This is a genomic window from Bacillus jepli (genome assembly GCF_047238305.1).
In the GTDB taxonomy this organism is placed as follows: Bacteria; Bacillota; Bacilli; order Bacillales; family Bacillaceae_L; genus Ferdinandcohnia.
This window is the reverse complement of sequence record NZ_JBDFMO010000001.1, coordinates 4,102,092-4,124,830: the sequence shown is the minus strand read 5'-3', so window position 1 is coordinate 4,124,830 and position 22,739 is coordinate 4,102,092. Positions and strand designations below refer to the sequence as shown.

Annotated in this window: 23 protein-coding genes; 12 read left to right on the top strand and 11 right to left on the bottom strand. The window is 36.9% G+C overall.

Features of this window, described 5'->3' with window-relative positions; genetic code table 11:
* Positions 1–83 precede the first annotated feature (83 nt).
* A complete protein-coding gene (locus tag ABC371_RS21020; RefSeq protein ID WP_412898579.1) occupies positions 84–398 on the top strand; it encodes a hypothetical protein in 315 nt (104 codons plus the stop codon).
* Between the two features lie 100 nt (positions 399–498).
* Here ABC371_RS21020 and sstT read toward each other — a convergent pair whose 3' ends face one another.
* The 5 genes from sstT to ABC371_RS20995 all read right to left on the bottom strand — a co-directional run bounded on the left by sstT (position 499) and on the right by ABC371_RS20995 (position 5,047).
* A complete protein-coding gene (gene sstT / locus ABC371_RS21015; protein WP_412898578.1) occupies positions 499–1,734 on the bottom strand; it encodes a serine/threonine transporter SstT in 1,236 nt (411 codons plus the stop codon).
* Between the two features lie 255 nt (positions 1,735–1,989).
* The gene (locus ABC371_RS21010) at positions 1,990–2,268 is read right to left on the bottom strand and encodes a hypothetical protein (RefSeq protein ID WP_412898577.1); all 279 of its coding nucleotides are present in this window, start codon (positions 2,266–2,268) and stop codon (positions 1,990–1,992) included.
* 19 nt (positions 2,269–2,287) lie between these two features.
* The gene (locus ABC371_RS21005) at positions 2,288–2,962 is read right to left on the bottom strand and encodes a YetF domain-containing protein (protein ID WP_412898576.1); all 675 of its coding nucleotides are present in this window, start codon (positions 2,960–2,962) and stop codon (positions 2,288–2,290) included.
* A gap of 120 nt (positions 2,963–3,082) precedes the next feature.
* Positions 3,083–3,760 carry an SOS response-associated peptidase gene (locus ABC371_RS21000; RefSeq protein ID WP_412898575.1) on the bottom strand — a complete coding sequence of 226 codons (678 nt, stop codon included), beginning with the start codon at positions 3,758–3,760 and terminating at the stop codon, positions 3,083–3,085.
* Positions 3,761–3,766: 6 nt separating this feature from the next.
* Complete coding sequence (locus ABC371_RS20995) at positions 3,767–5,047, bottom strand: ATP-binding protein (RefSeq protein WP_412898574.1); 1,281 nt, start codon at positions 5,045–5,047, stop codon at positions 3,767–3,769.
* Positions 5,048–5,249: 202 nt separating this feature from the next.
* Between ABC371_RS20995 and ABC371_RS20990 the strand changes: the two genes are divergently transcribed.
* Together ABC371_RS20990 and ABC371_RS20985 are read left to right on the top strand one after the other, a co-directional pair.
* Positions 5,250–5,747 carry a PTS sugar transporter subunit IIA gene (locus ABC371_RS20990; protein ID WP_412898573.1) on the top strand — a complete coding sequence of 166 codons (498 nt, stop codon included), beginning with the start codon at positions 5,250–5,252 and terminating at the stop codon, positions 5,745–5,747.
* 256 nt (positions 5,748–6,003) lie between these two features.
* Entirely contained in the window at positions 6,004–7,263 is a 1,260-nt protein-coding gene (locus tag ABC371_RS20985; protein WP_412898572.1) for a tetratricopeptide repeat protein, read from the top strand.
* Between the two features lie 192 nt (positions 7,264–7,455).
* Here ABC371_RS20985 and ABC371_RS20980 read toward each other — a convergent pair whose 3' ends face one another.
* A complete protein-coding gene (locus tag ABC371_RS20980; protein WP_154670425.1) occupies positions 7,456–7,620 on the bottom strand; it encodes a hypothetical protein in 165 nt (54 codons plus the stop codon).
* Positions 7,621–7,724: 104 nt separating this feature from the next.
* A complete protein-coding gene (gene cudC, locus ABC371_RS20975) occupies positions 7,725–8,255 on the bottom strand; it encodes a choline uptake/conversion transcriptional regulator CudC (protein WP_412898571.1) in 531 nt (176 codons plus the stop codon).
* Between the two features lie 321 nt (positions 8,256–8,576).
* On the opposite strand from cudC, the gene proV reads away from it, so the two are divergent.
* The 5 genes from proV (at position 8,577) to ABC371_RS20950 (ending at position 15,102) form a co-directional block, all read left to right on the top strand.
* Complete coding sequence (proV, locus tag ABC371_RS20970; RefSeq protein ID WP_412898570.1) at positions 8,577–9,827, top strand: glycine betaine/L-proline ABC transporter ATP-binding protein ProV; 1,251 nt, start codon at positions 8,577–8,579, stop codon at positions 9,825–9,827.
* Positions 9,827–10,675, top strand: a complete 849-nt coding sequence (locus tag ABC371_RS20965) for an ABC transporter permease (protein ID WP_412899413.1) — start codon at positions 9,827–9,829, stop codon at positions 10,673–10,675. Before proV ends, ABC371_RS20965 begins: the two co-directional genes overlap by 1 nt.
* Positions 10,675–11,571 carry a glycine betaine ABC transporter substrate-binding protein gene (locus tag ABC371_RS20960; protein WP_412898569.1) on the top strand — a complete coding sequence of 299 codons (897 nt, stop codon included), beginning with the start codon at positions 10,675–10,677 and terminating at the stop codon, positions 11,569–11,571. The genes ABC371_RS20965 and ABC371_RS20960 overlap by 1 nt, the downstream gene beginning before the upstream one ends.
* 115 nt (positions 11,572–11,686) lie before the next feature.
* Complete coding sequence (locus tag ABC371_RS20955; protein ID WP_412898568.1) at positions 11,687–14,755, top strand: efflux RND transporter permease subunit; 3,069 nt, start codon at positions 11,687–11,689, stop codon at positions 14,753–14,755.
* A 98-nt stretch (positions 14,756–14,853) separates the two neighbouring features.
* Complete coding sequence (locus ABC371_RS20950; protein WP_412898567.1) at positions 14,854–15,102, top strand: hypothetical protein; 249 nt, start codon at positions 14,854–14,856, stop codon at positions 15,100–15,102.
* Positions 15,103–15,146: 44 nt separating this feature from the next.
* On the opposite strand, the gene ABC371_RS20945 is transcribed toward ABC371_RS20950, so the two are convergent.
* Complete coding sequence (locus ABC371_RS20945; RefSeq protein ID WP_412899412.1) at positions 15,147–16,979, bottom strand: DNA ligase D; 1,833 nt, start codon at positions 16,977–16,979, stop codon at positions 15,147–15,149.
* A gap of 40 nt (positions 16,980–17,019) precedes the next feature.
* Positions 17,020–17,934, bottom strand: a complete 915-nt coding sequence (gene ku / locus ABC371_RS20940; RefSeq protein WP_412898566.1) for a non-homologous end joining protein Ku — start codon at positions 17,932–17,934, stop codon at positions 17,020–17,022.
* A 351-nt stretch (positions 17,935–18,285) separates the two neighbouring features.
* Here ku and sigI point away from each other — a divergent pair, with 351 nt between their 5' ends.
* Both sigI and ABC371_RS20930 read left to right on the top strand, forming a co-directional pair.
* Positions 18,286–19,038: an RNA polymerase sigma factor SigI gene (gene sigI, locus ABC371_RS20935; RefSeq protein ID WP_412898565.1), complete on the top strand. Its 753-nt coding sequence runs from the start codon at positions 18,286–18,288 to the stop codon at positions 19,036–19,038.
* Complete coding sequence (locus tag ABC371_RS20930; protein WP_412898564.1) at positions 19,035–20,126, top strand: anti-sigma factor domain-containing protein; 1,092 nt, start codon at positions 19,035–19,037, stop codon at positions 20,124–20,126. The genes sigI and ABC371_RS20930 overlap by 4 nt, the downstream gene beginning before the upstream one ends.
* Before the next feature lie 42 nt (positions 20,127–20,168).
* Here the strand turns inward: ABC371_RS20930 and ABC371_RS20925 are convergent, their stop codons facing one another.
* A complete protein-coding gene (locus ABC371_RS20925; protein ID WP_116351043.1) occupies positions 20,169–20,360 on the bottom strand; it encodes an alpha/beta-type small acid-soluble spore protein in 192 nt (63 codons plus the stop codon).
* 211 nt (positions 20,361–20,571) lie between these two features.
* Here ABC371_RS20925 and ABC371_RS20920 point away from each other — a divergent pair, with 211 nt between their 5' ends.
* Complete coding sequence (locus tag ABC371_RS20920; RefSeq protein WP_412898563.1) at positions 20,572–21,921, top strand: TrkH family potassium uptake protein; 1,350 nt, start codon at positions 20,572–20,574, stop codon at positions 21,919–21,921.
* A 29-nt stretch (positions 21,922–21,950) separates the two neighbouring features.
* Here the strand turns inward: ABC371_RS20920 and ABC371_RS20915 are convergent, their stop codons facing one another.
* A complete protein-coding gene (locus ABC371_RS20915) occupies positions 21,951–22,307 on the bottom strand; it encodes a DUF3905 domain-containing protein (protein WP_412898562.1) in 357 nt (118 codons plus the stop codon).
* A gap of 262 nt (positions 22,308–22,569) precedes the next feature.
* Here ABC371_RS20915 and ABC371_RS20910 point away from each other — a divergent pair, with 262 nt between their 5' ends.
* On the top strand, positions 22,570–22,725 hold the full coding sequence (locus tag ABC371_RS20910) for a hypothetical protein (protein WP_335423238.1): 156 nt from the start codon (positions 22,570–22,572) through the stop codon (positions 22,723–22,725).
* Positions 22,726–22,739: the final 14 nt, after the last annotated feature.

The window sequence follows — 22,739 nt, the reverse complement described above, 5'->3', positions numbered from 1 at the left end:
AAGCCCATTTTAGATAATTGCCCAAGAATTATTACATTCGCGGAATATATTGTAATTGAAAATATGAGGAGGGATAACTTAGTATGAATGTGTATGATCAGCATTATGTAGGAAATCCGCAGGTTCCAATGATTGATTCAAATGATAGTAGGATTTTTGGAAGACCATTTGGATTCGGAAGACCATTTGGTTTTGGAAGACCGTTTGGCTTTGGATTCGGAAGACCGTTTGGTTGGGGATTTGGTGGACCGTTTTTAGGTGGCGCGTTATTAGGGGGATTAGGGGGATTAGCAGCTGGTTCCTTACTTGGCCCTTGGGGATATGGTGGATATGGAGGATATGGAGGATTTGGATATCCTTATGGGTATGGATTTGGATATCCTGGGTTCTATTATTAATATGTATTGGAGTCGGTTACCTATATTTGGTAACCGACTTAATTTTGCATAAAAAAACCACCCAAATTAATGAGTGGTATCAAACATTTAATCAGTGTATTTAAGCTGTCTTACTCACAGCTTTTTTCATGTCTTTTCGCTTTTTCGCATATTCAGCTGTTGCTGTGAAAAGGACATCAGATGATGAGTTAAGGGCGGTTTCACAAGAGTCTTGAAGGACTCCGATAATGAAACCAACACCAACGACTTGCATAGCAATGTCGTTTGGAATACCGAATAAATTTGATGCTAACGGTATAAGCAACAAGGATCCACCCGCAACACCAGATGCCCCTGCAGCAGAAATCGCCGCTAGTATACTAAGAATAAGAGCTGTTGCAAAATCAACTTCAATGTCAAGAGTGTGAACGGCTGCTAGTGTTAAGACAGAAATGGTTACTGCAGCACCTGCCATATTAACAGTACCGCCTAATGGGATGGAAACGGAATACGTATCTTTATTTAACCCAAGTTTTTCACATAAGTTCATGTTTACCGGAATGTTCGCAGCAGAGCTACGAGTAAAGAAAGCAGTCAATCCACTCTCTCTTAAACATTGAAAAACAAGTGGATATGGATTTTTGCGAATGTAGAAATAAACAATCAATGGATTCACAACAAGTGCAATAAAGAACATACAGCCGAGTAATAAGGCAAGAATTTTACCATATTCCATCAGCGCGGTCAGTCCATTCGTAACTAATGCATCGAACACTAATCCCATAATTCCAATTGGAGCTAAACTAATGATCCATTTTACAACTTTTGTGATTGCATCAGAAACATTTGATAATAGAGTCTTTGTTGTTTCGTTTGCACTTTTTAATGCAATCCCTAAAAGAATCGCCCAAGCAAGAATTCCGATGTAGTTTGCATTTATTAGTGCGTTAACAGGGTTGTCTACCACATTAAATAACAATGTTTGCAGCACCTCTAATATGCCACTTGGAGGAGCAAGGTCTTCTGCACCTGTAACAAGTGTCAGTTTAACTGGGAAGAGAAAGCTTGCAACAACAGCAACAAATCCGGCTACAAAAGTTCCTATCGCATAAAGTCCTATAATTGATTTGATATTTGTTTGGGTACCACTTTTGTGTTTAGATATGGCATCAATAACTAAGAATAAGACCAATACTGGTGCAACTGCTTTTAAAGCACCAACAAATAATGAACCGAAGATGGTAACCCAGCTTGCTCCCTTAGGAACAATCAAAGCTAAGAGAACGCCTAAAATAATACCAGCAAGTATTCGTTTAACAAGGCTAATTTGATTCCATTTGTGAAACATTACTTTCATCTTTTTTCCCCCTTTTTCATAGTTGTTCAAAATGATATTGTAAGAATAATATTTGTAAGTTTAACATGAAAATTGTTAATTGTTAATAAATTTTAAAAAGATGGAAATTATTATACTAAAAAATACTTTCGTTAACTCGAATCCAAAAAAATCCACGTAAAAAATCCTATAGTCCAAGTATAGATTGGATATAGGCTTTATTTTAACATAGATTTTTATTGTTTATCGACTCTAATCATGATAAATCTTTACTAACTATTCGCTCGTTTTTCGATATGCTAATATAGTGGTTTTCAAGGAAGCGTAAGATCCGATTGCAGCTGAACCATAAAACCAACCCATGAAAAGTCCAGCTGCTAGATCGTGTCGATGACTATAAAAAACAGAGACCAGTAATCCAATTATAATAGCAAGTGTTGGAACATACCTTTTCGGTATTTTCAAAAGTATTTTTGAAATTTGTGTGATGATCATGACGAAAGGCACTGCAAATACAGCATCCCAAAAATTTGTATGGATAGTTGGAAAATCCACGTAAAATCACCCCTAAAGGTTAGTAGGTTTGTACAAAAATTCCGTCATCTTCCTGCCATTCTGCTAAGAAGATATCTTTATAATCTGTAACGTTTTGTGATTGAAGCTGATTTCTTAACCATTCTTCATTAAATCCTAAATCTTGAATTTCGTCCCATAATACTTTTCCATCTCGAATGAGGGTTACAGGTACAAAGATAGGTTTTTCTGGGAGGTTAAAATCTTCTACTGTTGTTTTTTGATATTTTGCTTTCTTTAAAATACTAATTTTACCATTTGCCTCGAGAAAACAAAACGCTACCTCACGAACGGAAAATGTTTCGCGTTCGCGAAGAAGACTTTGTAATTGGTTAATGTTCAACCTAGCCTTTTTTAAGGCTTCTTTATCAACGGCTCCGTTTTTGATAAGAGCAATCGGTTTTCCTTCAAAAATTCCACGGAAAAATAATAATTTTTGACCAAGAAACTCAACAGTGAATAATAATAATCCCCAAAGGCACATCGAGTAAACGATATAAAAGGTGTTTATCCTATCTTCGTAGAGTGCATTTCCTAATATTTCTCCGAAGACAATCCCTGCAATGTATGTAAATGGTGTAAGGCGGTTGATGATTTTTCTACCAACAATTTTGACGATGAAAAATAGTAAGAAAAAGCCGGTAATCAGTTCGATTGATAAATGGGCAAACTTCATAAATATTACTCCAATCGCTTTTGTAAATCATTTTATTTATCTCCAAATAATGGTGGTTTATCCCGCTTAATCGTGAAAACAAAAAAGACTGAATCCGTCTTGGATCGCAGTCGTAGTCCTTTAACATATTTTTTGAATTAAATTCGGTGAGTTATTTCGAGGTGAGTTGACTAAAGCTGAGACCTCGTAAGCTTCCATCTCTTCTGCGGCCAATGGTTTGAGTAAATCTGTAACCATTGAAATATCATCAAAAGAAGGGTTAAGCCATAGCTTTTCATCTTCCTTTCGCAATATAACGGGCATCCGGTCATGGATATCTTTCATTAGTTCATTTGGAGTGGTCGTAATGATCGAGCAAGAAAACAATGCATTCCCATCAGGGGATTGCCAACGCTCCCAGATTCCCGCCATTGCAAAAAGCTCATCTGATTTTAATTTAATTCGCATCGGTGTTTTCGATTTATCAGTACCCTTTTTCCATTCGTAAAAGCTATCCGCAATAACGAGACAGCGTCTTTGTCTGAATGCTTGGCGAAAACTTGGTTTTTCGGTAATCGTTTCTGCGCGGGCATTGATCATTTTATAGCCAATCTTTTCATCCTTTGCCCAGGAAGGAACGAAGCCCCACCGCAAATAACCAAGGCGATTTCGTCTACCATCATTGATTACAGAAAGGACCGAATGAGAGGGGGCAATATTAAAGCTAGGGATATATAAATTTTGTTCAATTGTGGCTTCAATATCAAACCGATTGAGAATGTCATCGAACTCTGCAAATAGAGTAAATCGTCCACACATTTCTTATCACACCTCATTATTTATATCTATTGTAGATGGTGGTTGGTATGTAGGTAGCTTTATTGTAAAGGTTGTGCCTTTGCCAATGGCACTTTCAACTTCAATTGAGCCTTTTAACTGTTCAATGATTTGAAAACAAATCGTTAGTCCAACACCCGTTCCTTTGTCTTTTGTTGAATAAAAGGGTGTTCCGATTTTTGACAGTTGTTCTTTAGTCATGCCCGGACCATTATCCGTTATTTTTACCGTGATTTCATTCTCTTTTAAAAAAGCTTCAATCATTAGCAATCCGTCGTTCCCAATCGCTTCAATTGCGTTTTTAATGATATTTATTAGAACCTGCTTAATCTCATCCTTATTCCCATTAATAAACAAAAGTTTTTCAATAGAGGTTTCGACTTCAATATTTTGGATATTTGTATAGGATGTCATTAACTCGACGGTTTTTGCGAGTTCTTCGCTGATGTTAATTAATTGTGTACTACTATTATTAGGCTTTGCCAGGGATAAATAATCATTAATAATCGATTGAGCACGATTTAATTCTGAAAGAGTAATATCAATATAATTTCGCTGTTTTTCAGTAATATTGTCATCTCGAATGATTAACTGTAAAAAGCCGTTTACTGTTGTTAATGGATTCCGAACTTCATGGGCAACAGAGGCTGCGAGTTGGCTGATCACATTCATTTTTTCAGAACGTCTTAGTTCCCTTTGTAATTGGATTTGGTGGTTTAAGTTTTCGATTAGTAGAACTACCAATAAAAGTGTAATCAATGTAACCATTGAAAAAACGGATATCTCTAAGATTTGTTCAGTCAGATCATTTTTTACCAAAGTGATTGTTCTCGTTATAAAAATAAAACAGTAAAGGGTTGAAAGGAGTATCAGTTTTTTATTTAATAGCAAAGAATGATATTTTTTTAATAGAAAATAAAAAATGATGGTAATAACTGAGTAGTTCATTAGGGTTATAAAAAAGACAGAATCTCCAAGTACATGTAAATAAACTAACATAATGATAATGACAGAAATTCCTTGGAATAATCCGATATAGAGAAATGCAACGAATATAGGGATGACTCTGAAATCATAAGAAAAGCCATTTGAATAGGTTACGGGAAATGACATTGTCAACAGAAGGATAATGACAATCATTCCGAATAATTTATTCGAATAGTGCTTGGGTGTAAAGCTATTGTCTTGAATGATCAGTAAATAATATAGAAGAATAGGAAAAATGACGATGAGTACATGATAGAGAACATGCCCAATGTGATCAAGCAATTTTGTGATACCCCCTTAGTCTAAACCTTCTGAATACTACATCATTAAATTCGACATAATCTCTAATAATCCTTCATCTTGATACATAGATATTGAACAATATTTCGGAAAAATGTAAAAGTAATTTATTCAATTCATTATTCTTTTTTTCTTGTTCTGGGTATGATACAACTAAACATATCTTTAATTTTGGAGGTCTAGTATGTTTAAAAAATTATTTGGTAGTAAAGATAAAAAAACTGAGGAAATGCTAATTGCCCCAGTGACTGGTAAAATTCTCGCTTTAGAAGAGGTACCAGATCCAGTATTTTCTCAAAAAATGATGGGAGATGGACTTGCCATTGAGCCGTCTGAAGGAAAAATTGTTTCACCTGTTAAAGGAGAAATTATCCAGGTTTTTCCTACGAAACACGCAATTGGAATTAAAACAGAAATTGGTTTGGAACTCCTCATACATATTGGACTTGAGACAGTGAACATGAAAGGGGAAGGATTCACCACTCATGTAAAAGAAGGAGACAAAGTCGAGGTTGGTACTGAACTGGTCACCTTTGACCTTGATTTAGTAAAAGAAAAAGCTGCAAGCACTATTACACCAATTGTCATTACTAATTTTGATGCAGTTGAAACGTTTGAAAAGATCGGAAGCGGGCAAGCAACTGCTGGATCTACAGAACTTGCAAAAGTAAAGAAAAAATAAGAAAACGGTCCCGAACGATGGGGCCGTTTTTCATATAGTACTAATTGTTTATTTCGTTATGGTTTTACATATATAGGAAATGTGGAGCATAGGATTTCTAAGGAATTGATTAAAAAATGTTAACGCCACTTCTGTGAAGATATCTTTGTGACCCATATCCTAAAAATAAGTCTTTTTACCTAATGTAAAAAAGAGGGTTTTTACCATTTTTCTAGAAAGAGAATATATACAGTAAGCCAATGAGAGGGTATGAAATATGGAGATAGGAAGCAGAATACGTTTCTTTCGAATTCAAAAAAATATGACACAAGAAGAGCTGGCAAACGAGATTATCTCAATTTCTTATCTTTCAAAAATAGAAAATAACCAAACCTCAGCAAGTATTGAGGTTCTCGAATTATTATGTGAACGATTAGGAATCAAGCTGATAGAAAGTGAAGAATACGAGCAATTACGGGAGCTTCATGATTGGTACCACTTAATGGTTGCACGAAAAAGGGAACCAGCCGTCGCTTTCTATGAGTCCTATGAAAGTAAGAATACCAATGATTCAAGGGTTGCCATTTTCTTTGTCCTCTTTGAGTTGCGATATTTTATTTTTATCAAACAATTAGACAAAGCCGAAGCGCAAATTAAGAAAATTGAATTGTATAAAGATATATTTGATATCCGTATGAATTATTTTTATGAAAAAATTGTAGGTCAATTTTATTATTTTAAAAGCCAATTTTCTGTAGCAATAGAACATTTTAAGGTTGCCGAAGAAATTTTAACAAGTAGTGTCCACTTTGAAAGCTGGGAAACGGCTGATTTGTATTATTATAAAGGGCTTAATCATAATCGAATGGGGAAACTAGCCTTAAGTATTGTGTATATCCAGAAGGCACTAGCCATCTATCAGTCTCTTTATGATTTAAAAAGAAGTGCTGAATGTCAAATTTTACTGGGGATCAGCTATGAAAAAATAAATGAATTTGAAATGGCCGAAGAAAACTACTTATTAGCAACAAAGGTAGCTGAAGGCATAAATGATCCATCTTTAATAGGATTGATTTACCATAACCAAGCTGTCCTTTATTCGAAACTTGGAAAATCCACTTTGGCTATCGAACAATTTAGAAATAGCCTCGAGCATAAAGAAGAGCATATGGTCATTGGTCGGCTGCGCTCGATCCATGGTTTAATCGAAGAATATTATAAAATCGAGGACTATGATAATTGCAAATTTTGGCTTCACGAAGGATTTGAAATCGTGGAGAAGCATCAAGATCTAACTGAATTCAACATTCATTTTATCTATTATGATTATTTACTCCAGAATTCTGAAAATCTACTAAAGTTTATTGAAAAAGATGCATTGTCATATTTCGAAGGGATTGGCCATCATCTCTACATTGCATATTATTGCGAGGAACTTGGGAAAATCTATCAAGAAAATCATAAATATAAGTTAGCAAGCTATTATTTTTCAAAGGCAATCTCGTCTTTGAAAAAACATAGTCACCTATATCAATAAAAAATAAGAGTTAAAAAGGAGATGGAAAAATGAAAAAATTAATGCTGTTATTCATGCTTGGTCTCGTAACAATTGCAGGTTATCAATTAACGGAAGATACTGCATTGGTGGACAATGACTACCCAGAGTCACAGGAAGTACAGGCATAATGAAAAAAGCAGCCCGTTTTTAATTTCGGGCTGCTTTCTTCATTTATAAAAAGTGATGATAATTGGAATGGTTGTTCTTGACTTCATCGACTTGTTTTTGAATTTTGCGGGAGTCGGTAGAACGATTCTTTTTTGAAATTCGGTCAGCTACAAAACCTACGAGGAGTAACCCTCCAAAAAAGACTAACAGCCAGCCCCATAATGGCATTTTTTCACCCCCATATTGTAGGGTATGTATTTCGGTCAAATCGATGAAGTATATCAGTGAATCGTAATCTATTTTTAAATGAAAAAAAGCAACGTTCATAAACGTTACTCTTTTGGAACAAATGTAAAGATTTCATGTGTTTCGAAGCTGTCTACTAGTCGGTCAAGCCAAAAATAGTATTCTAATGCTTTATTTAACTTTACAATATCACTTTCGGCTTCGGCTTTAATTTCATTGCTTACTTGCTCGTCCTTTATTAGCTCCTTAAGGTCGGATAATGATTTTTGGATGGCGCTGACATTCATGGAAATACCACTTCTCCACTTTATCGTAAAAAAATCAATAAAGGTTTGATACCAATCTTCCTCAACCTCATATAGATCTTTTCGTATCCCTTTTTTCCACACCTTATCGACCATTTTTAATTCCATTAAGTTCCGAACGGAGGTACTCATACTGGTTTTGCTCATGCCTAACTCTTGTTTCATGTCATCAAGTGTCATCGGCTCATCTTGAAAATACATGAGACCCCAAAGTCGGCCGACAGAAGGAGTTACCCCATACAAATTCATATTTTGAGCGATCGCATCAATTACACGTTCTCGAGCTTTTTCTAGTTTGTCTTCGCCTTGCAAATAGATTCACATCCTACAACAAAGTCTTTAATATATATAGCCTACATATTTGGAGATGGAATGTAAAGGGGAGCTGCTAAAAGGATTATGGAGGATATTGGAGGAATTTTAAGAATAAAGAATGTAAAGTATGTACAGTTTTAACTTTACAAACTTTACGACCGAATATCCCGTTATATCCCTTTTGTGAAATTTCAATATTATTAATACAATTAATAGGTCATAGTTACTAATTGCTTTCTACATCGGTATTTTATTAGCTTTGTAAGAATATCAAATAATTGTTCGGGTTAGATCATCAGGAAAAATTGAGGTGACAGAATGGAAAGTGAAAAACAAGTAAAAATAAAGGTTTCTAATGTAACAAAAATATTTGGACGCTCATCTAAAAAAGCAATCCAACTATTAAAAGAAGGAAAAACCAAGTCAGAAATCTTAAAAAGTACAGGCTCAACAGTGGGTGTGAATCAAGCAACCTTTGAGGTTTATCCAGGTGAAATTTTTGTCATTATGGGTTTATCAGGAAGTGGAAAGTCGACTTTGGTTCGTCTTTTAAATAGATTAATAGAACCAACATCTGGCCATGTTTTCATCGATGGAAAAGATGTCGTCTCCATGAATAAAGAAGAAATCCGTGAAGTTCGTCGAAAAAAAATGAGTATGGTTTTTCAGCGCTTCGCATTATTCCCGCATAAAACGGTTCTCCAAAACACTGAATATGGCCTTGAAATCCAAGGCGTACAAAAGCAAGAACGCTCTCAAAAAGCATTGGAAGCTCTTAAGCTAGTTGGCCTAGAAGGCTATGAACATCAATATCCTGACCAGCTTAGTGGTGGGATGCAACAGCGTGTGGGACTTGCAAGAGCCCTTGCAAATGACCCGGATATTTTATTAATGGACGAAGCATTCAGTGCCCTTGATCCCTTGATTCGTAAGGACATGCAAGATGAATTGATTGAATTACAAGGATCAATGGAAAAAACAATCGTCTTTATTACTCACGACCTGGACGAAGCATTACGAATCGGTGACCGTATTGCCTTAATGAAGGACGGCAATATCGTTCAAATCGGAACCCCTGAAGAAATTCTTATGAATCCATCTAATGAATATGTAGAAAGATTTGTCGAGGATGTCGATTTGTCTAAGGTGCTAACTGCCGGACATATCGTCAAACGTGCCGAAACCGTTCTGGTTGATAAAGGTGCAAGACTTGCTCTTAAAATTATGAAGGATAACGGTTTATCAACTGTTTATGTCGTTGATAAGCAGAATAGGCTATTGGGTGCTGTTAGTGCAGTAGAAGCTTCGAAAGCTGTTGAGCAAAATTTAACCTTGGCAGATGTTATGGAAAAAAATCTTAAAACCGTTGAAACGAGTACATTGCTTGTTGATTTATTTGATGATGTATCACAAGCGACGATACCAGTAGCGGTTGTTGATGAACAAAATCGTCTCAAGGGAATTGTCATTCGAGGTGCGGTCATTGGTGCACTTGCAGGCAACAACACATATATAAATGACTTTGGGGCTGAACAACTCCCTCCAAGTGATGAAAGGGAGGTATTATGATGGAAGGTTTATTACCAAAGCTGCCAATCGCAAGTTGGGTTGATACTTTTGTAGATTGGTTAGTTTCAAACTTTGAATTTTTATTTGAAGGGATTGCAGCAGGCCTAGAAGGATTTGTAGAAGGAATTGTTTTAGGATTAGGATTTATTCCTTCAATAGTATTAACACTTATTTTAGGTGCAGTAGCCTGGAAGATTTGTAATTGGAAAATTGCTCTATTTACTTTAATAGGATTACTCCTCATCGATAATTTAGGCTACTGGGACAATATGCTTCAAACAATTGCCCTTGTATTAACCTCTGTTGGAATATCCGTTATCATTGGTATTCCTTTAGGAATCTGGGCATCACAAAGTAAAACAGTGGGCAACATTGTCATACCGATACTCGACTTTATGCAAACAATGCCAGCCTTTGTATATCTATTACCAGCAATCTTTTTCTTCAATATTGGTGTTGTCCCTGGAGTTGTAGCATCTGTTATTTTCGCAATGCCACCTACGATTCGATTAACGATTCTAGGAATCACTCAAGTACCAAAGGATTTAATTGAAGCAACTGAAGCCTTTGGATCAACAACAAAACAAAGGTTAATAAAAGTGCAAATACCACTTGCCAAGCCTACAATTATGGCTGGTATTAACCAAAGCATTATGCTTGCTTTATCTATGGTCGTTATCGCCTCAATGGTAGGTGCACCAGGACTAGGAGCAGATGTATACCGTGCAGTAACACAGCTACAAACAGGAACTGGTTTTGAAGCTGGTCTAGCAATTGTTATTGTTGCAATCATTCTAGACCGGATTACTCAAAATATAGGAAAAAAGAAACAAGGGGGAAATGCTTAATGTTTAAAAAAGTAGTAAAAGCGTCATTAGCAATTGGATTAACGATAGGACTTGCCGCGTGTGGCGGAGGTTCTGAGGAAACGGGAAATAGTTCATCATCCGCATCCGTAGGGGAAAGTGTAGATTATAAGATTGTTGGAATCGACCCAGGTGCAGGGATTATGAAAGCAACAGGATCAGCAATTGAAGAGTATGGACTTGAGGATTGGACGTTAGTTGAAGGTTCTGGAGCAGCAATGACAGCAGCACTGAAGAAGGCTTATGACAAAGAAAAGCCCATTATCGTCACAGGTTGGACTCCACACTGGAAATTCTCAGCTTTTGATCTAAAATATCTTGAAGATCCAAAAGAAGTATATGGTGGGGAAGAGTTTATTCATAGTATTGGTAGACTCGGCATAAAAGAAGATCTACCTGGTGTGTATAAGCTCTTAAGTCAATTTAAATGGGAAGCAGCCGATATGGAAGAAATCATGGTTGATATTCAAGATGGAGAAGATCCAAAAGATGCAGCAGCTAAATGGATCGAAGGAAATTCTGAAAAAGTTTCCGAATGGACAAATGGTGTAGAAGAAGGTAATGGTGAAGAGGTAACTCTTGCATTAGTTGCATGGGATAGTACAATTGCAAGTACAAGTGTCATTACAAATGTCCTTGAAGACCTAGGCTATAAAGTAACACAACGACAAGTTGAAGCTGGTCCAATGTGGACGGGTGTTGCAGACGGAAGTGTAGATGCTTTCTTAGCTGGCTGGCTACCTGTAACACATGCAGATTACGCTAAAGAATTTGAAGGTAAATTCGAAGACATCGGCATCAGCATGGAAGGTGTGAAAATCGGCTTAGTTGTTCCTAAATACATGGACATTGACTCAATCGAAGACTTAAAAGAATAACCTTTCAGAAAAGGTGATTACTAGAAACTGTACACTCAATTTGGGTGTGCAGTTTTTTTGTAATATGGGTATAATGCAATTGTATTGTACTTTTCTAGAAAAGAGGAACAGATCAATGCATATCAGCAAATTTTCGATAAAACGACCCACTTTTACTTTGGTTTCTATGTTTTTAGTGATTATTTTAGGAATCGTTTCCTTAATGAATATACCATTAAAGTTAATCCCGGATATCAATCCTCCTGTTGGGGTGGTTGTTGCGAACTATTTTGGAGCAAGCCCGAATGAAGTCTCTGAAAAAGTCACAAAACCGCTTGAACAAAGCCTGTCTACATTGCCGGGCTTAAAAACAATGTCCTCGACTTCCCAAGAAGGTGCATCATTGATTTTATTACAGTTTTCGTGGACAACCTCAATTGATGACATTGAAAACGAAATTTTAAGCCGCATCAATCAGACACAAATTACGGATGATGCGGAGGCTCCACGATTTTTAAAATTTGACCCTTCACAGTTTCCGGTCATCCAATTATCCCTGAGTATGGAAGGGAATGAAAAAGGGCTTCAAGAGCTTGCTGAAGGGCTGGTTACTGAGCTCAATAAAGTAGAAGGTGTCGCAAATGTAAATCTGTCTGGTGTTATATCAGAAGAAATAAAAGTGGAATTAGATCAAGAAAAATTAGAAGAGTATGCTCTCACACAAACCGATATTGTTAACATCCTACGGGCCAATGCAGTTTCACTTCCTGGAAATACGATTGAATCTGAAGGGAAAGAGCTTACTACAAGGGTCATTAGTAGCTTGAATTCTGTTGACGATTTAGAGGAGCTTGCGATTACAATTGACCCCATTTTAGGTGAAAAAGTGGTTTTAGCGGACCTAGCCGAAATTAAGATTGTCCCTGAATCACAGAAGACCATTACTCGAGCGAACATGGAGCCCGCCATGCTTGTGAGTGTTCTTCAGGAATCAGATGCCAATACAGCTAATGTTTCGCAGAGCTTTCAAAAGGAATTAGAAAAGAAGCTGGCTCAGAAAAAATATAAAAATGTAAAAGCTGATATCCTATTTGACCAAGGAGACTACGTCAAAATAGCAATTGGCAACATCACAAGTACCTTGTTGCTCGGTGGATTATTTGCCATGATTGTGCTCTTTTTTTTCCTCCGAAATGTAAAGAGTCCACTCATCATCGGTATTGCGATTCCATATTCCGTCATTGTTACCTTTGTGCTCATGTATTTTTCAGATTTCTCATTAAATATTCTCACATTAGGTGGACTTGCCCTTGGGATTGGAATGCTCGTCGATAATTCAATCGTCGTAATCGAAAACATTTACCGCCATTTATCCATGGGAAAAGAGCCAAAGCAGGCTGCTGTAGAGGGAACAAAAGAAATTGGAACGGCCATTATTGCCTCAACCTTAACTACGGTTGCCGTTTTTTTACCTGTGGTCTTTATAACCGGTTTAATTGGAGAATTGTTTACCGAATTTGCAGTTACCATTGCATTTAGTTTATTTGCCTCCCTCATTGTCGCGTTAACTGTGGTCCCGATGTTAGCAAGCCGATTTTTAAAAAGACCAAACGAGAACCTCGAAAAAAGGCGTCAGGCATCAAGAGGAATGCGTTTTTTAGAGAATGCAACAAGATGGTCATTGAGGCATCGCTTCATATTACTATTGGTGACGTTAGTGATGTTTGGAGTAAGTCTATTTGGGCTTTTTACGGTCGGAACGGAATTCATTCCGAAAAGCGATGAGGGTTTTTTTACAATAAATATGAAGCTAGAAAATGGTACACCTCTGAAGGAAACACAAAAAACAGTCAAGGGGATTGAAAAGCAACTAGAAAAGGAGCCAGACGTTGATGTCTATGTTAGCTTAATTGGCTCTACTCAAGAAAAAAGCTTTCGAGGAGGGGGCAGTACCAACGAAGCAGAGATTTATGTGAAAATGGTAGGGGTTGAGGAACGAAAGCGGTCAACCTTTGAATTTGTTGATGATACGAAGCAAAAAATCGAATCAAAGGTTAGCGAGCTTCATCCAGAGGCAGTTGTTAAATTCAATCTACAATCTTCGTCAGGTTCAACACCGAATACTTTGCAGTTCCATGTGAAGGATACAGATAAGGGACGGCTCGATGAAGCAGTAGATAAAATTGCGGATGCACTTGTAACGTTGAAGGATGTTACCAAAGTATCAACAGATGTTTCGAAAACGATTGAGGAGCTTCAAATTACGATTGATAAAGAAAAAGCGTTTGAAGAGGGGCTTGCGCCGGTACAAATTGCATCAACGGTCAATGATGTGACAAGAGGTACACGAGCACTTCAGTTAATCGATCAAGAAAATACGATCTATCCAGTCAATGTCGGCTATAGCCGAGACTTTACTAATCATATTGAAGGCCTTAGAGATCTTCTTTTAAAAACACAAGCAAATACATTTGTTCCATTAGATGACGTGGCTGATATTGCAATTGGTGAAGGACCATTAACGGTTCGAAGAATTGACCAACAGCACGCTGTTCAATTTACAGTGAAATACGTGTCGTCAACCAATCTTGGCGCAATTTCGAAAAAAATTGATGAAAAGGTGGAAGGCTTAGGGCTATCAGATGAAACGGATCTTGTTTACAGTGGTGATAAAGAGCTGTTGGAATCCGCGATGGATCAAATGCTATTAGCATTTGTGCTAGCCTTAACATTGATTTACTTCGTGATGGCTGCACAATTTGAGTCATTCAAATATCCATTTGTGATTATGTTTACGGTTCCATTAATGGTGATCGGGGTTGCACTAGGTCTCTTTTTCACAAACACTCCAATCGGAATAACAGCCATCATCGGAATTATTGTCCTAGCGGGTATTGTTGTCAACAATGCGATTGTGATTGTGGATTATATTAATAGGAAAAAAGAAGAAGGTATGAGTTCGTACGAGGCTATTGTTATGGCAGTAAAAGACCGTACACGCCCGGTGATGATGACAGCCTCAACGACAATCTTGGGTTTGTTACCTCTCGCATTTGGCATCGGTGAAGGCTCGGAAATCAACCAACCAATGGGAATTACCGTCATCGGCGGATTATTAAGTAGTACCCTGTTAACATTATTTGTAATCCCACTCGTGTATAGTTTGTTTGATAAGGAAACGAGGAGGAGGGGTGAAGGGGAATAGGGGGTTTAAGTTTATTTAAGGCATAAGTGCGAGATATGATAGATTTTTGGATATTGTTGGAAAAAACGGTAACATAAGAGGTAGATATGAGGGGACTTATGGGTATTGTTGGAAAAAGTCATGGTATAAGAGGTAGATATGCGAGGACTTATGGATATTGTTGGAAAAGGTCTGGTCTTAAGTGCGATATTTCAGTAGATTTTTGGAAAAATAAAGAAAAAGCTATACCAAATGAGTTAGTTGAAGAGGAATTCAAGCCAAGAACCGATCACCGAATCCTCTTCATAAGCCGGATGAAGAGCAATTCAACCCCAAAAAAATCGCCAAATGCTCTTCATCCCTGCTGAATTCTAAAAAAGTCCACTCTAGCCCAACTAAACCAGCGCTCAACCTACTTCTGCCGCAAAAACTCTAACACAGGTTCAAATGGCTGTTCATCTTTTGCATCAAAATAATGTGCAAAGGGGCAGCCTTTTTCATTGATTCGCTCCATAATCGACTCCAACGGAAAATCTTCAATAGACAAATCATCCGTAATCTCTTCCCAATAAAGTGGAGTGGCAACATACGCCCCATCATTTCCGCGTACTGAATATGGAGCAACAATTGTTTTTCCCTCAGCATGCTGCACATAATCGACATACAGGCGGTTGCCGCGGTTCTTTTTAAGTCTTTCCGTTGTAAAAAGTTCAGGTTCCATTGTGGTTAAATAGTTTGCGATAAACTCTGTAAATTGTCTTGTGTCATCATACGTAAACCGGTTTTCTGGAAGTGGTATATAAATCTGTAACCCTTTATTACCAGATGTTTTCACAAATGAAGTCAATTTAAGACCATCAAAAACTTCTTTTAAGATGGTCGCTGCCTTTTTGGCTAATGGAAAAGCATCACGGGACGGAGGATCCAAATCAAAAACAATCTCAGATGGTCCTTTTGAATAAATCGTTTGAAACGGGATATGAAACTCGAAACTCAATTGATTCCCTAACCAAGTTAGAGTTTTTAAATCATTACAGACAATATAGTCAATTCCTTCAGACATCGAAGTTTGGATAAAGTCGGGTGCATAGTCAGGACAATTTTTTTGGTAAAATTTCTCACCATACATTCCATGTGGATATCGAATGACAGTTAATAAACGGTCCTTTAAAAACGGTAGCATATAAAGAGAAACTTCCACTAAATAGTGGATATACTCAAGCTTTGTGATCGATTTATCTTTCCAAAGTGGTTTGTCAGGATGTGTGATTTCAATCTCTTCAGGTAGAAGCGGTGTTTTTCGCACAAGTTTTTCCCATGTGCAGTCCTGCCACTCTACATCAAACCGGAATTTTGAAAAACTTGGCTGCCGTAGTTGCTCTTTATACAATTCTAAATAAAAGAGTTCGACACAAATACCAGGCTCTACCTTAATAAAGCCAGTAGTTTCGTCAATTGCATTTGCCTGAATAACTCCAAGTAAAGCCTGTCGTTCATCAGGAGAAAGACCATGTGAAAACAAGCCAATCTCATATATTCCATTCTTTCTCATTACTCCAACATGGAAAAAGGCATTCTTTTTATCATAGCCCAGAATAAAAAAGGCGCCAACCTGCCAATTTTTAATTTTGTACCAGTTTGTTGTACGCTTGCCTTCATCCCATGTGCTATCAATCTTTTTTGCAATAATCCCTTCTGCATTAGCTTGAGTTGCGACTGCCCAAATTGAATGAAAATCTTGTTCATACGAAACTAATTGAATGAGTTCTTCATTAGATGGATTAACCACTCTAGGCAGTTTTACATCATTAAAGAGATTATATAACGTAAATTTCCTGTCTTGAAAAGGCCTATCCATTAGATTTTCGTTCCTAAACACCAATAGATCAAACACCACATATTGAGCAGGCTTGGATGCAGATGCTTGAGCAATTTTAGCCTTACTCTTCAATCGTCCTCGTTGCTGAATAAGCTCGAAGCTTGCTTTAAAAGGTGATTCTAATATGCAAAGCTCCCCATCGAAAACAAGTGGTAGGTACGGTTTCATTACATCTGATAGTTCTTCACATTGTGTAATAATCTCAGGAAACTGTTCATTAAGCAGGTTTCCGTTCCTACTAATTAACTGGATACGATCATTGTCCCAATGCAACATTGCCCGGAATCCATCATACTTAATTTCGTAGACCCAGTTTGGTCCAGTTGGGGCTTCAAAAATAAGGGTTGGAAGCATTGGCTTTAGCATCATGTCACTCCTTTATTAAACCACTTTAGAGGAGCCCCTATCATGTACCAACTTTTTTACGAGTCGTTCTAGCTTTTGGTTTTACAGAAGTGCCCTTATCCGTACCTGTTGGTGCCTCTTGCTTTGCTTTTGGCTTTGCATTTCCTTTTGGAGCAGCGGCCTTCTTTGATGTAGCTGTTTCCTTGGACTTTGTCCGTTCAATACTTGCTTGCAGGGCACTCATTAGGTCTACAACATTCGTACGAGGAGCTTCTTTAGAGGTCGTTCCTTCATTGTTATTTATTTTCGATTCGATAAGCTCCATAAGGGCAGTGCGGTATTCATCTTTATACTTTTCTGGATTGAATTCAGTTGTTAACTGGTCAATCAGCATAATGGCCGTATCGAGCTCTTTTTCATTAAGGTCGATGTTTTCAGGGACACCAGGAACTTCAGCGACGTTGCGAACTTCATCAGGGTAATGGATCGTTTCCATCACAAGGCTGTTTTTATAGACACGGATAATTGCCATTTGTTGCTTTGAACGTATTGTAATTTCAGCAATTCCAATCTTCCCTGACTTTTGTAAGGCCTCTCGAAGTAGTGCGTATGCTTTACTACCATTTTCACCCGGTCCCATGAAATAAGAGCGGCTAAAATAGATTGGATCGATTTCTTCGAGCTTAACAAAATCAATAATTTCGACACTTTTATCCTCATGCTCGTCCTTAAGTTCTTTTAGTTCCTCATCACTCAAAATAACAAATTTCCCTTTTACATATTCATAACCCTTAACGATATCCTCTGTCCCTACATCTTTTTCGCAATTTGGACATATTTTTTCATATTGAATGGGGGTATTGCATTCTTTATGAAGATTGCGGAGTTTCACGTCTTTGTCTTCAGTTGCTGAAAAAAGCTTTATCGGGATGTTTACCAGTCCAAAGCTGATTGAGCCTTTCCACATTGTATGCATAAGTTTCCTTCTCTCCTTTTTGTGAGTATTGTTTCCTTAAACTGGCGCTGAAATGATGGTAATATAAACCTGAAGCTATTTTCGAAAAAATAATGAGTAAAAAATATATTTACCCCCTCAAAAAGAAAACCGATGACGTAAACTTTAAATGAGTCAAACATTACAAACGAAACTTGGAATGTAACTGAAAAGAAATATATGTTACAAAGTTTGTCACCTTTCAAATAAAGAGTAGTCTTTGGTATTAGTTCTTTTGTAATATTTTTTGCGTAAGTCTCATAATGTGAAAAATTGTTATTGAATCTCGCTTTCATCTCTTGCTACTATTAACAGATAGTAAAGAGAGTTGAGGTGAAACCAGTGCTGAGCCTATTGTTTAAAATTGGAAAGCGAAAAAGCACGCTGGAAGAAACCGTTATTGAGATTCAAAATGGAAATCAAAACCTACAAAATAAATTAATAGAAGACTATAAACCCTTTATTGCAAAGAATGTGTCTGCCGTTTGTAAACGATATATAAGTGATTCGGATGATGAATTTAGTATTGGACTTATAGCGTTTAATGAGGCCATAGAAAAATACTCAAAAGAAAAGGGTAGTTCCTTTTTATCCTTTAGTGAACTTCTCATTAAACGACGAGTGATTGACTACATCCGTAAAGAAGCACGAGTAAGGAATATTAATTTTATCTCGAATGGCGAAACAGATGAGGAAGGGGCACAATCGAAAATTGAGGCTCACCTTTCTGTCGATGATTATCAAAAGAAAGTAGAGCAGGAACAAAGAAAAGAAGAGATTCTCCATTTTCATCATGTTTTGCAGGAATTTGGCTTGTCATTTCACGAGTTGCTTGAAATCTCACCAAAACATGCAGATGCTAGACAAAATGCGATTATGGTATCTAAGGTTGTTGTTGAAAATGAACAGATTAAACGTATGTTGTTTGAGAAGAAACAGCTTCCGATTAAGCAACTTGAATCGAAAGTAAGTGTCAGCCGTAAAACGATAGAAAGAAATCGGAAGTACATTATTGCAATGGCTATTATTTTATCCGGCGACTATGTCTATTTAAAAGATTATCTAAAAGGGGTGCTCGAAAGTTGAAAAAGGGGATCGTTATGGATGTGAACGATGAATATATTACGATGCTAACCCCTGACGGTGAATTCGTAAAAGCCAAGCATATGAAGGAAAGCTATGAAATTGGTGAGGAGATGACTTTTTTTCCAATCAATGAACGAGTAAGCCATACTTCAAAGCGACGTTTCTTTCAGGTAAAGAAATGGCGTTACGCACTTGCAAGTTCTTTAGTTGCAATTTTATTATTATCTTTATTTATACCTTTTTCATCGAGTGATGAAGTGTATGCTTACATGTCCATTGACATCAATCCAAGCTTTGAAGTGGGATTAGATGAAAACCTTCACGTCGTAAGTCTAGAAGCTTTAAACAACGAGGCAAAAGAACTATTGGAATCCATTCCAGATTGGAAGAATAGCACACTTGATTCGATTACGGAAAAAATCATTCAACATAGTAAAGATAATGGCTATCTTAAAGATGGAAAGCAAGTTTTAATTACAACGGTTGTAGCAGACACACATGATCAAAAAATCGACCAAGAGCTCCAGCAAGGAATTAAAGAAATTAAAGAAGAATATGAAAAAGAGCAAATTGCAGTTACCTCTTTAACAAGTACAGTCGAGACTAGAAATGCTGCTAAAGAAAAGGGTATTTCTACAGGTAAACTTCTCATTAAAGAGAATAAAGTTCCTAAGCCAGTAGAAAAAATGAAGACTGAGCCGGCAGAGCAAGAACAAAATACAAAAAAACAGCAGGAAGACGCCCAGCAACAGAAAGAGCTAAACGAGTTTAAGAACTCTCAAAAACAAAGGGCGGAAGAAGTCCAAGAAAAGCTTAAAGAGAAAAAAGAACAGATAAGAGATAAAGTCAAAAACAATATAGAAAACTCCAATATGCCGGACCATATTAAAGAAAAAAAGTTCGAAAAAATGGATGAAAAATGGGAAGAGAAAAAGCGTAAGCAAGAAGAACGAGAATGGAGACAAGAAGAGAAAAGACAAGGTAAACAAAACAACAAATGGGAACATAAAGGCAATAATGGCAATAACGGTAATCATAATAAGGGAAACAACCATAAGGGCAACAACCATAATGGAAGCAATCATTAAAGCCGAGGGATAACCTCGGCTTTTCTCCATTTTATGAAGTTTTTATTCGCCTTTTAATTGGGATTGTGCTTGTGCGACTAGTCGCTTCGTAATTTCTCCGCCTACTGAACCATTTGCACGGGATACTGTATCTGAACCAAGCTTAACACCAAATTCTTGGGCAATTTCAAACTTTATTTGATCTAAAGCCTGTTCGATTCCAGGAACAAGCAATTTATTACTACTTCTAGCCATTACTCTCACTCCTTTTTAAATGATAGAAAACAACGTTAATTCGTTGTATCTTTAGTATAAGAAGTTTATTAATTTCAATACTGGAAATGCATACTAATCTACATAAGAAACAGGCATGAATTTCCCGCAAATATAAAAAAGTCTTTCAAAATGAGAATGAATTCTTTAATATAGAGGAATAGATTCGACAAAGATGTTAGGGTGAAAGAAAATGTGGAAAAGAAAAAATTTGTACATGAATGAACTGTCACCAGCTCAATTAATTTTTGCGTTTTATTTATTAGCTGTTACAGTATCAGTTCTGTTATTGAGTTTGCCCTTCGCAATTCAGGAAGGCGTTGAAGTATCCTTCATCGATACTTTATTCACAGCTGCAAGTGCTGTTAGTGTAACTGGTCTAAGTGTTATTTCAATTAAAGATACATATACGGTCGCAGGTACGTTTATTTTGATTTTTGTCCTTCAGGTTGGCGGAATCGGGGTTATGACGATGGGAACCTTTATTTGGTTATTATTTCGTCGGAAAATTGGCCTGCGAGAAAGAAGATTAATCATGGTTGATCAAAATCAATCACAGTTATCGGGCTTAGTCAATCTGCTTAAACAAGTAATCATCATTATTGTTGGTGTAGAGTTTTTCGGTAGTTTAATTTTAGGCCTCTATTTCATGCAATTTTTTGATACTTGGCAAGAAGCGTTTATTCATGGCATTTTTGCGGCGGTTAGTGCGACGACAAATGCTGGGTTTGATATAACAGGAAGTTCATTAGTACCGTATGCAAATGATTATTTTGTTCAATTCATTACGATTATTTTAATCATTTTAGGTGCCATTGGTTTTCCAGTATTGGTCGAAATAAAAGATTTTCTTCTTCATAAAAAGGGAAGATATCGTTTTTCACTATTTACGAAGCTTACAACCGTTACGTTTTTATCATTAGTTATTTTTGGAACATTCACCGTTTTTTTACTTGAATTCAATCACTTTTTTAAAGGAATGGCTTGGCATGAAACCTTCTTCTATTCATTGTTCCAGTCGGTTACAACAAGAAGTGCAGGGCTGGCAACAATGGATGTGAACCAGTTTTCAGAGTCTACTTTACTGTTTTTAGGTGCAATGATGTTTATTGGGGCTTCACCGAGCTCTGTTGGTGGGGGAATCCGAACAACGACATTTGCGATAAATATATTGTTTTTATTCAATTTCGCAAGAGGAAATAAATCCATTAAAATCTTTAAACGTGAGATCCATGAAGAAGATATAAAAAAATCACTGATTGTGACGATTTTTGCTTTTTTCACATGTTTTCTCTCTATTTTCATATTAACCATTACAGAGAACTTTACGTTTACTGAAATATTTTTCGAGGTTGCATCTGCATTTGGTACCTGTGGATTATCAATGGGGATTACCCCAGACCTAAGTAAGTTTGGGAAGTTTCTTATTATGTTTCTCATGTTTATCGGAAGGGTAGGAATCCTGAACTTTATCTTTATTATTGGTAAGAAAGGTAAGGATGCAAATTATCATTACCCGAAAGAAAGACTGATTATTGGATAATGAAAGAGCACCTGGATGGGTGCTCTTTTTCAATCATTACCGTAGCTTGTGTCCTTGGATGGATGCATAAAAGGCACCCCTTTAGGTTGTTTTTTACTTTCCAATAGTTCACGGTTTTCAGTTGTGTTCCAACCGATGTCATTTGTCGGATGGACCCACTCGTCACCGGCCATGGTCTCTGGGTCTGTTTCATCGCTCCAATTATTAAGTGGTGAATTTGATGAATTATAAAGGCTGTCCCCAATCACGACTCCATGTTCATTTACAAATGGTTCCTGCATTTTAATTCCGGTCCCTTTAAAGGATGGGGCTGAGATTTGATGAGGCAATGTTTCATCTAAAATAGGTGATTCGATTTCTTCCGTTTGCTTTTTCTCTTTGGTCATTTATATACACCTCACACTTTGGGTTTACGTTAGTGTTTGCAATGACAAGATAATTTATAAAGTGGTGGGCAGACGCAAAAAGGAGAACCTGGACGCAAAATAATGTTTAATCGATGCAAAAACGAGAGAACTGACGCAAATCCGTGAGTTACCCCGAAGCTAATCAATGGCTCTAGAGCGCAAATGCAACGTGGAGGTGGATTTTACCAATTATGGACGACGTATTCATGGTGAAAACTATAGATTAAAAGGGGGGTAACACATGAAACGCAAAGTGAAATTTGATGCTGCGAAAAAGAATAATTTTACACCAAAAGAGAGCATGCCTGATACTGAATTTTCAGCAGAAGCAGATTATGAAAACCCAATGAAGGGTGCAAATCGTAATTCGAAAAAAGGAAACAGTACTGGCGAATAAGAATGCAGAAAGCT

Excerpts from the sequence above, each read along its gene's own strand:
- ABC371_RS21020 (WP_412898579.1), top strand. The coding sequence starts at position 84 with ATGAATGTGTATGATCAGCATTATGTAGGAAATCCGCAGGTTCCAATG.
- sstT (WP_412898578.1), bottom strand. The coding sequence starts at position 1,734 with ATGAAAGTAATGTTTCACAAATGGAATCAAATTAGCCTTGTTAAACGA.
- ABC371_RS21005 (WP_412898576.1), bottom strand. The coding sequence starts at position 2,962 with ATGAAGTTTGCCCATTTATCAATCGAACTGATTACCGGCTTTTTCTTA.
- ABC371_RS21000 (WP_412898575.1), bottom strand. The coding sequence starts at position 3,760 with ATGTGTGGACGATTTACTCTATTTGCAGAGTTCGATGACATTCTCAAT.
- ABC371_RS20990 (WP_412898573.1), top strand. The coding sequence starts at position 5,250 with ATGTTTAAAAAATTATTTGGTAGTAAAGATAAAAAAACTGAGGAAATG.
- ABC371_RS20985 (WP_412898572.1), top strand. The coding sequence starts at position 6,004 with ATGGAGATAGGAAGCAGAATACGTTTCTTTCGAATTCAAAAAAATATG.
- ABC371_RS20980 (WP_154670425.1), bottom strand. The coding sequence starts at position 7,620 with ATGCCATTATGGGGCTGGCTGTTAGTCTTTTTTGGAGGGTTACTCCTC.
- proV (WP_412898570.1), top strand. The coding sequence starts at position 8,577 with ATGGAAAGTGAAAAACAAGTAAAAATAAAGGTTTCTAATGTAACAAAA.
- ABC371_RS20965 (WP_412899413.1), top strand. The coding sequence starts at position 9,827 with ATGGAAGGTTTATTACCAAAGCTGCCAATCGCAAGTTGGGTTGATACT.
- ABC371_RS20960 (WP_412898569.1), top strand. The coding sequence starts at position 10,675 with ATGTTTAAAAAAGTAGTAAAAGCGTCATTAGCAATTGGATTAACGATA.
- ABC371_RS20955 (WP_412898568.1), top strand. The coding sequence starts at position 11,687 with ATGCATATCAGCAAATTTTCGATAAAACGACCCACTTTTACTTTGGTT.
- ABC371_RS20950 (WP_412898567.1), top strand. The coding sequence starts at position 14,854 with ATGGGTATTGTTGGAAAAAGTCATGGTATAAGAGGTAGATATGCGAGG.
- ABC371_RS20945 (WP_412899412.1), bottom strand. The coding sequence starts at position 16,979 with ATGCTAAAGCCAATGCTTCCAACCCTTATTTTTGAAGCCCCAACTGGA.
- ku (WP_412898566.1), bottom strand. The coding sequence starts at position 17,934 with ATGCATACAATGTGGAAAGGCTCAATCAGCTTTGGACTGGTAAACATC.
- ABC371_RS20925 (WP_116351043.1), bottom strand. The coding sequence starts at position 20,360 with ATGGCTAGAAGTAGTAATAAATTGCTTGTTCCTGGAATCGAACAGGCT.
- ABC371_RS20920 (WP_412898563.1), top strand. The coding sequence starts at position 20,572 with ATGTGGAAAAGAAAAAATTTGTACATGAATGAACTGTCACCAGCTCAA.
- ABC371_RS20915 (WP_412898562.1), bottom strand. The coding sequence starts at position 22,307 with ATGACCAAAGAGAAAAAGCAAACGGAAGAAATCGAATCACCTATTTTA.
- ABC371_RS20910 (WP_335423238.1), top strand. The coding sequence starts at position 22,570 with ATGAAACGCAAAGTGAAATTTGATGCTGCGAAAAAGAATAATTTTACA.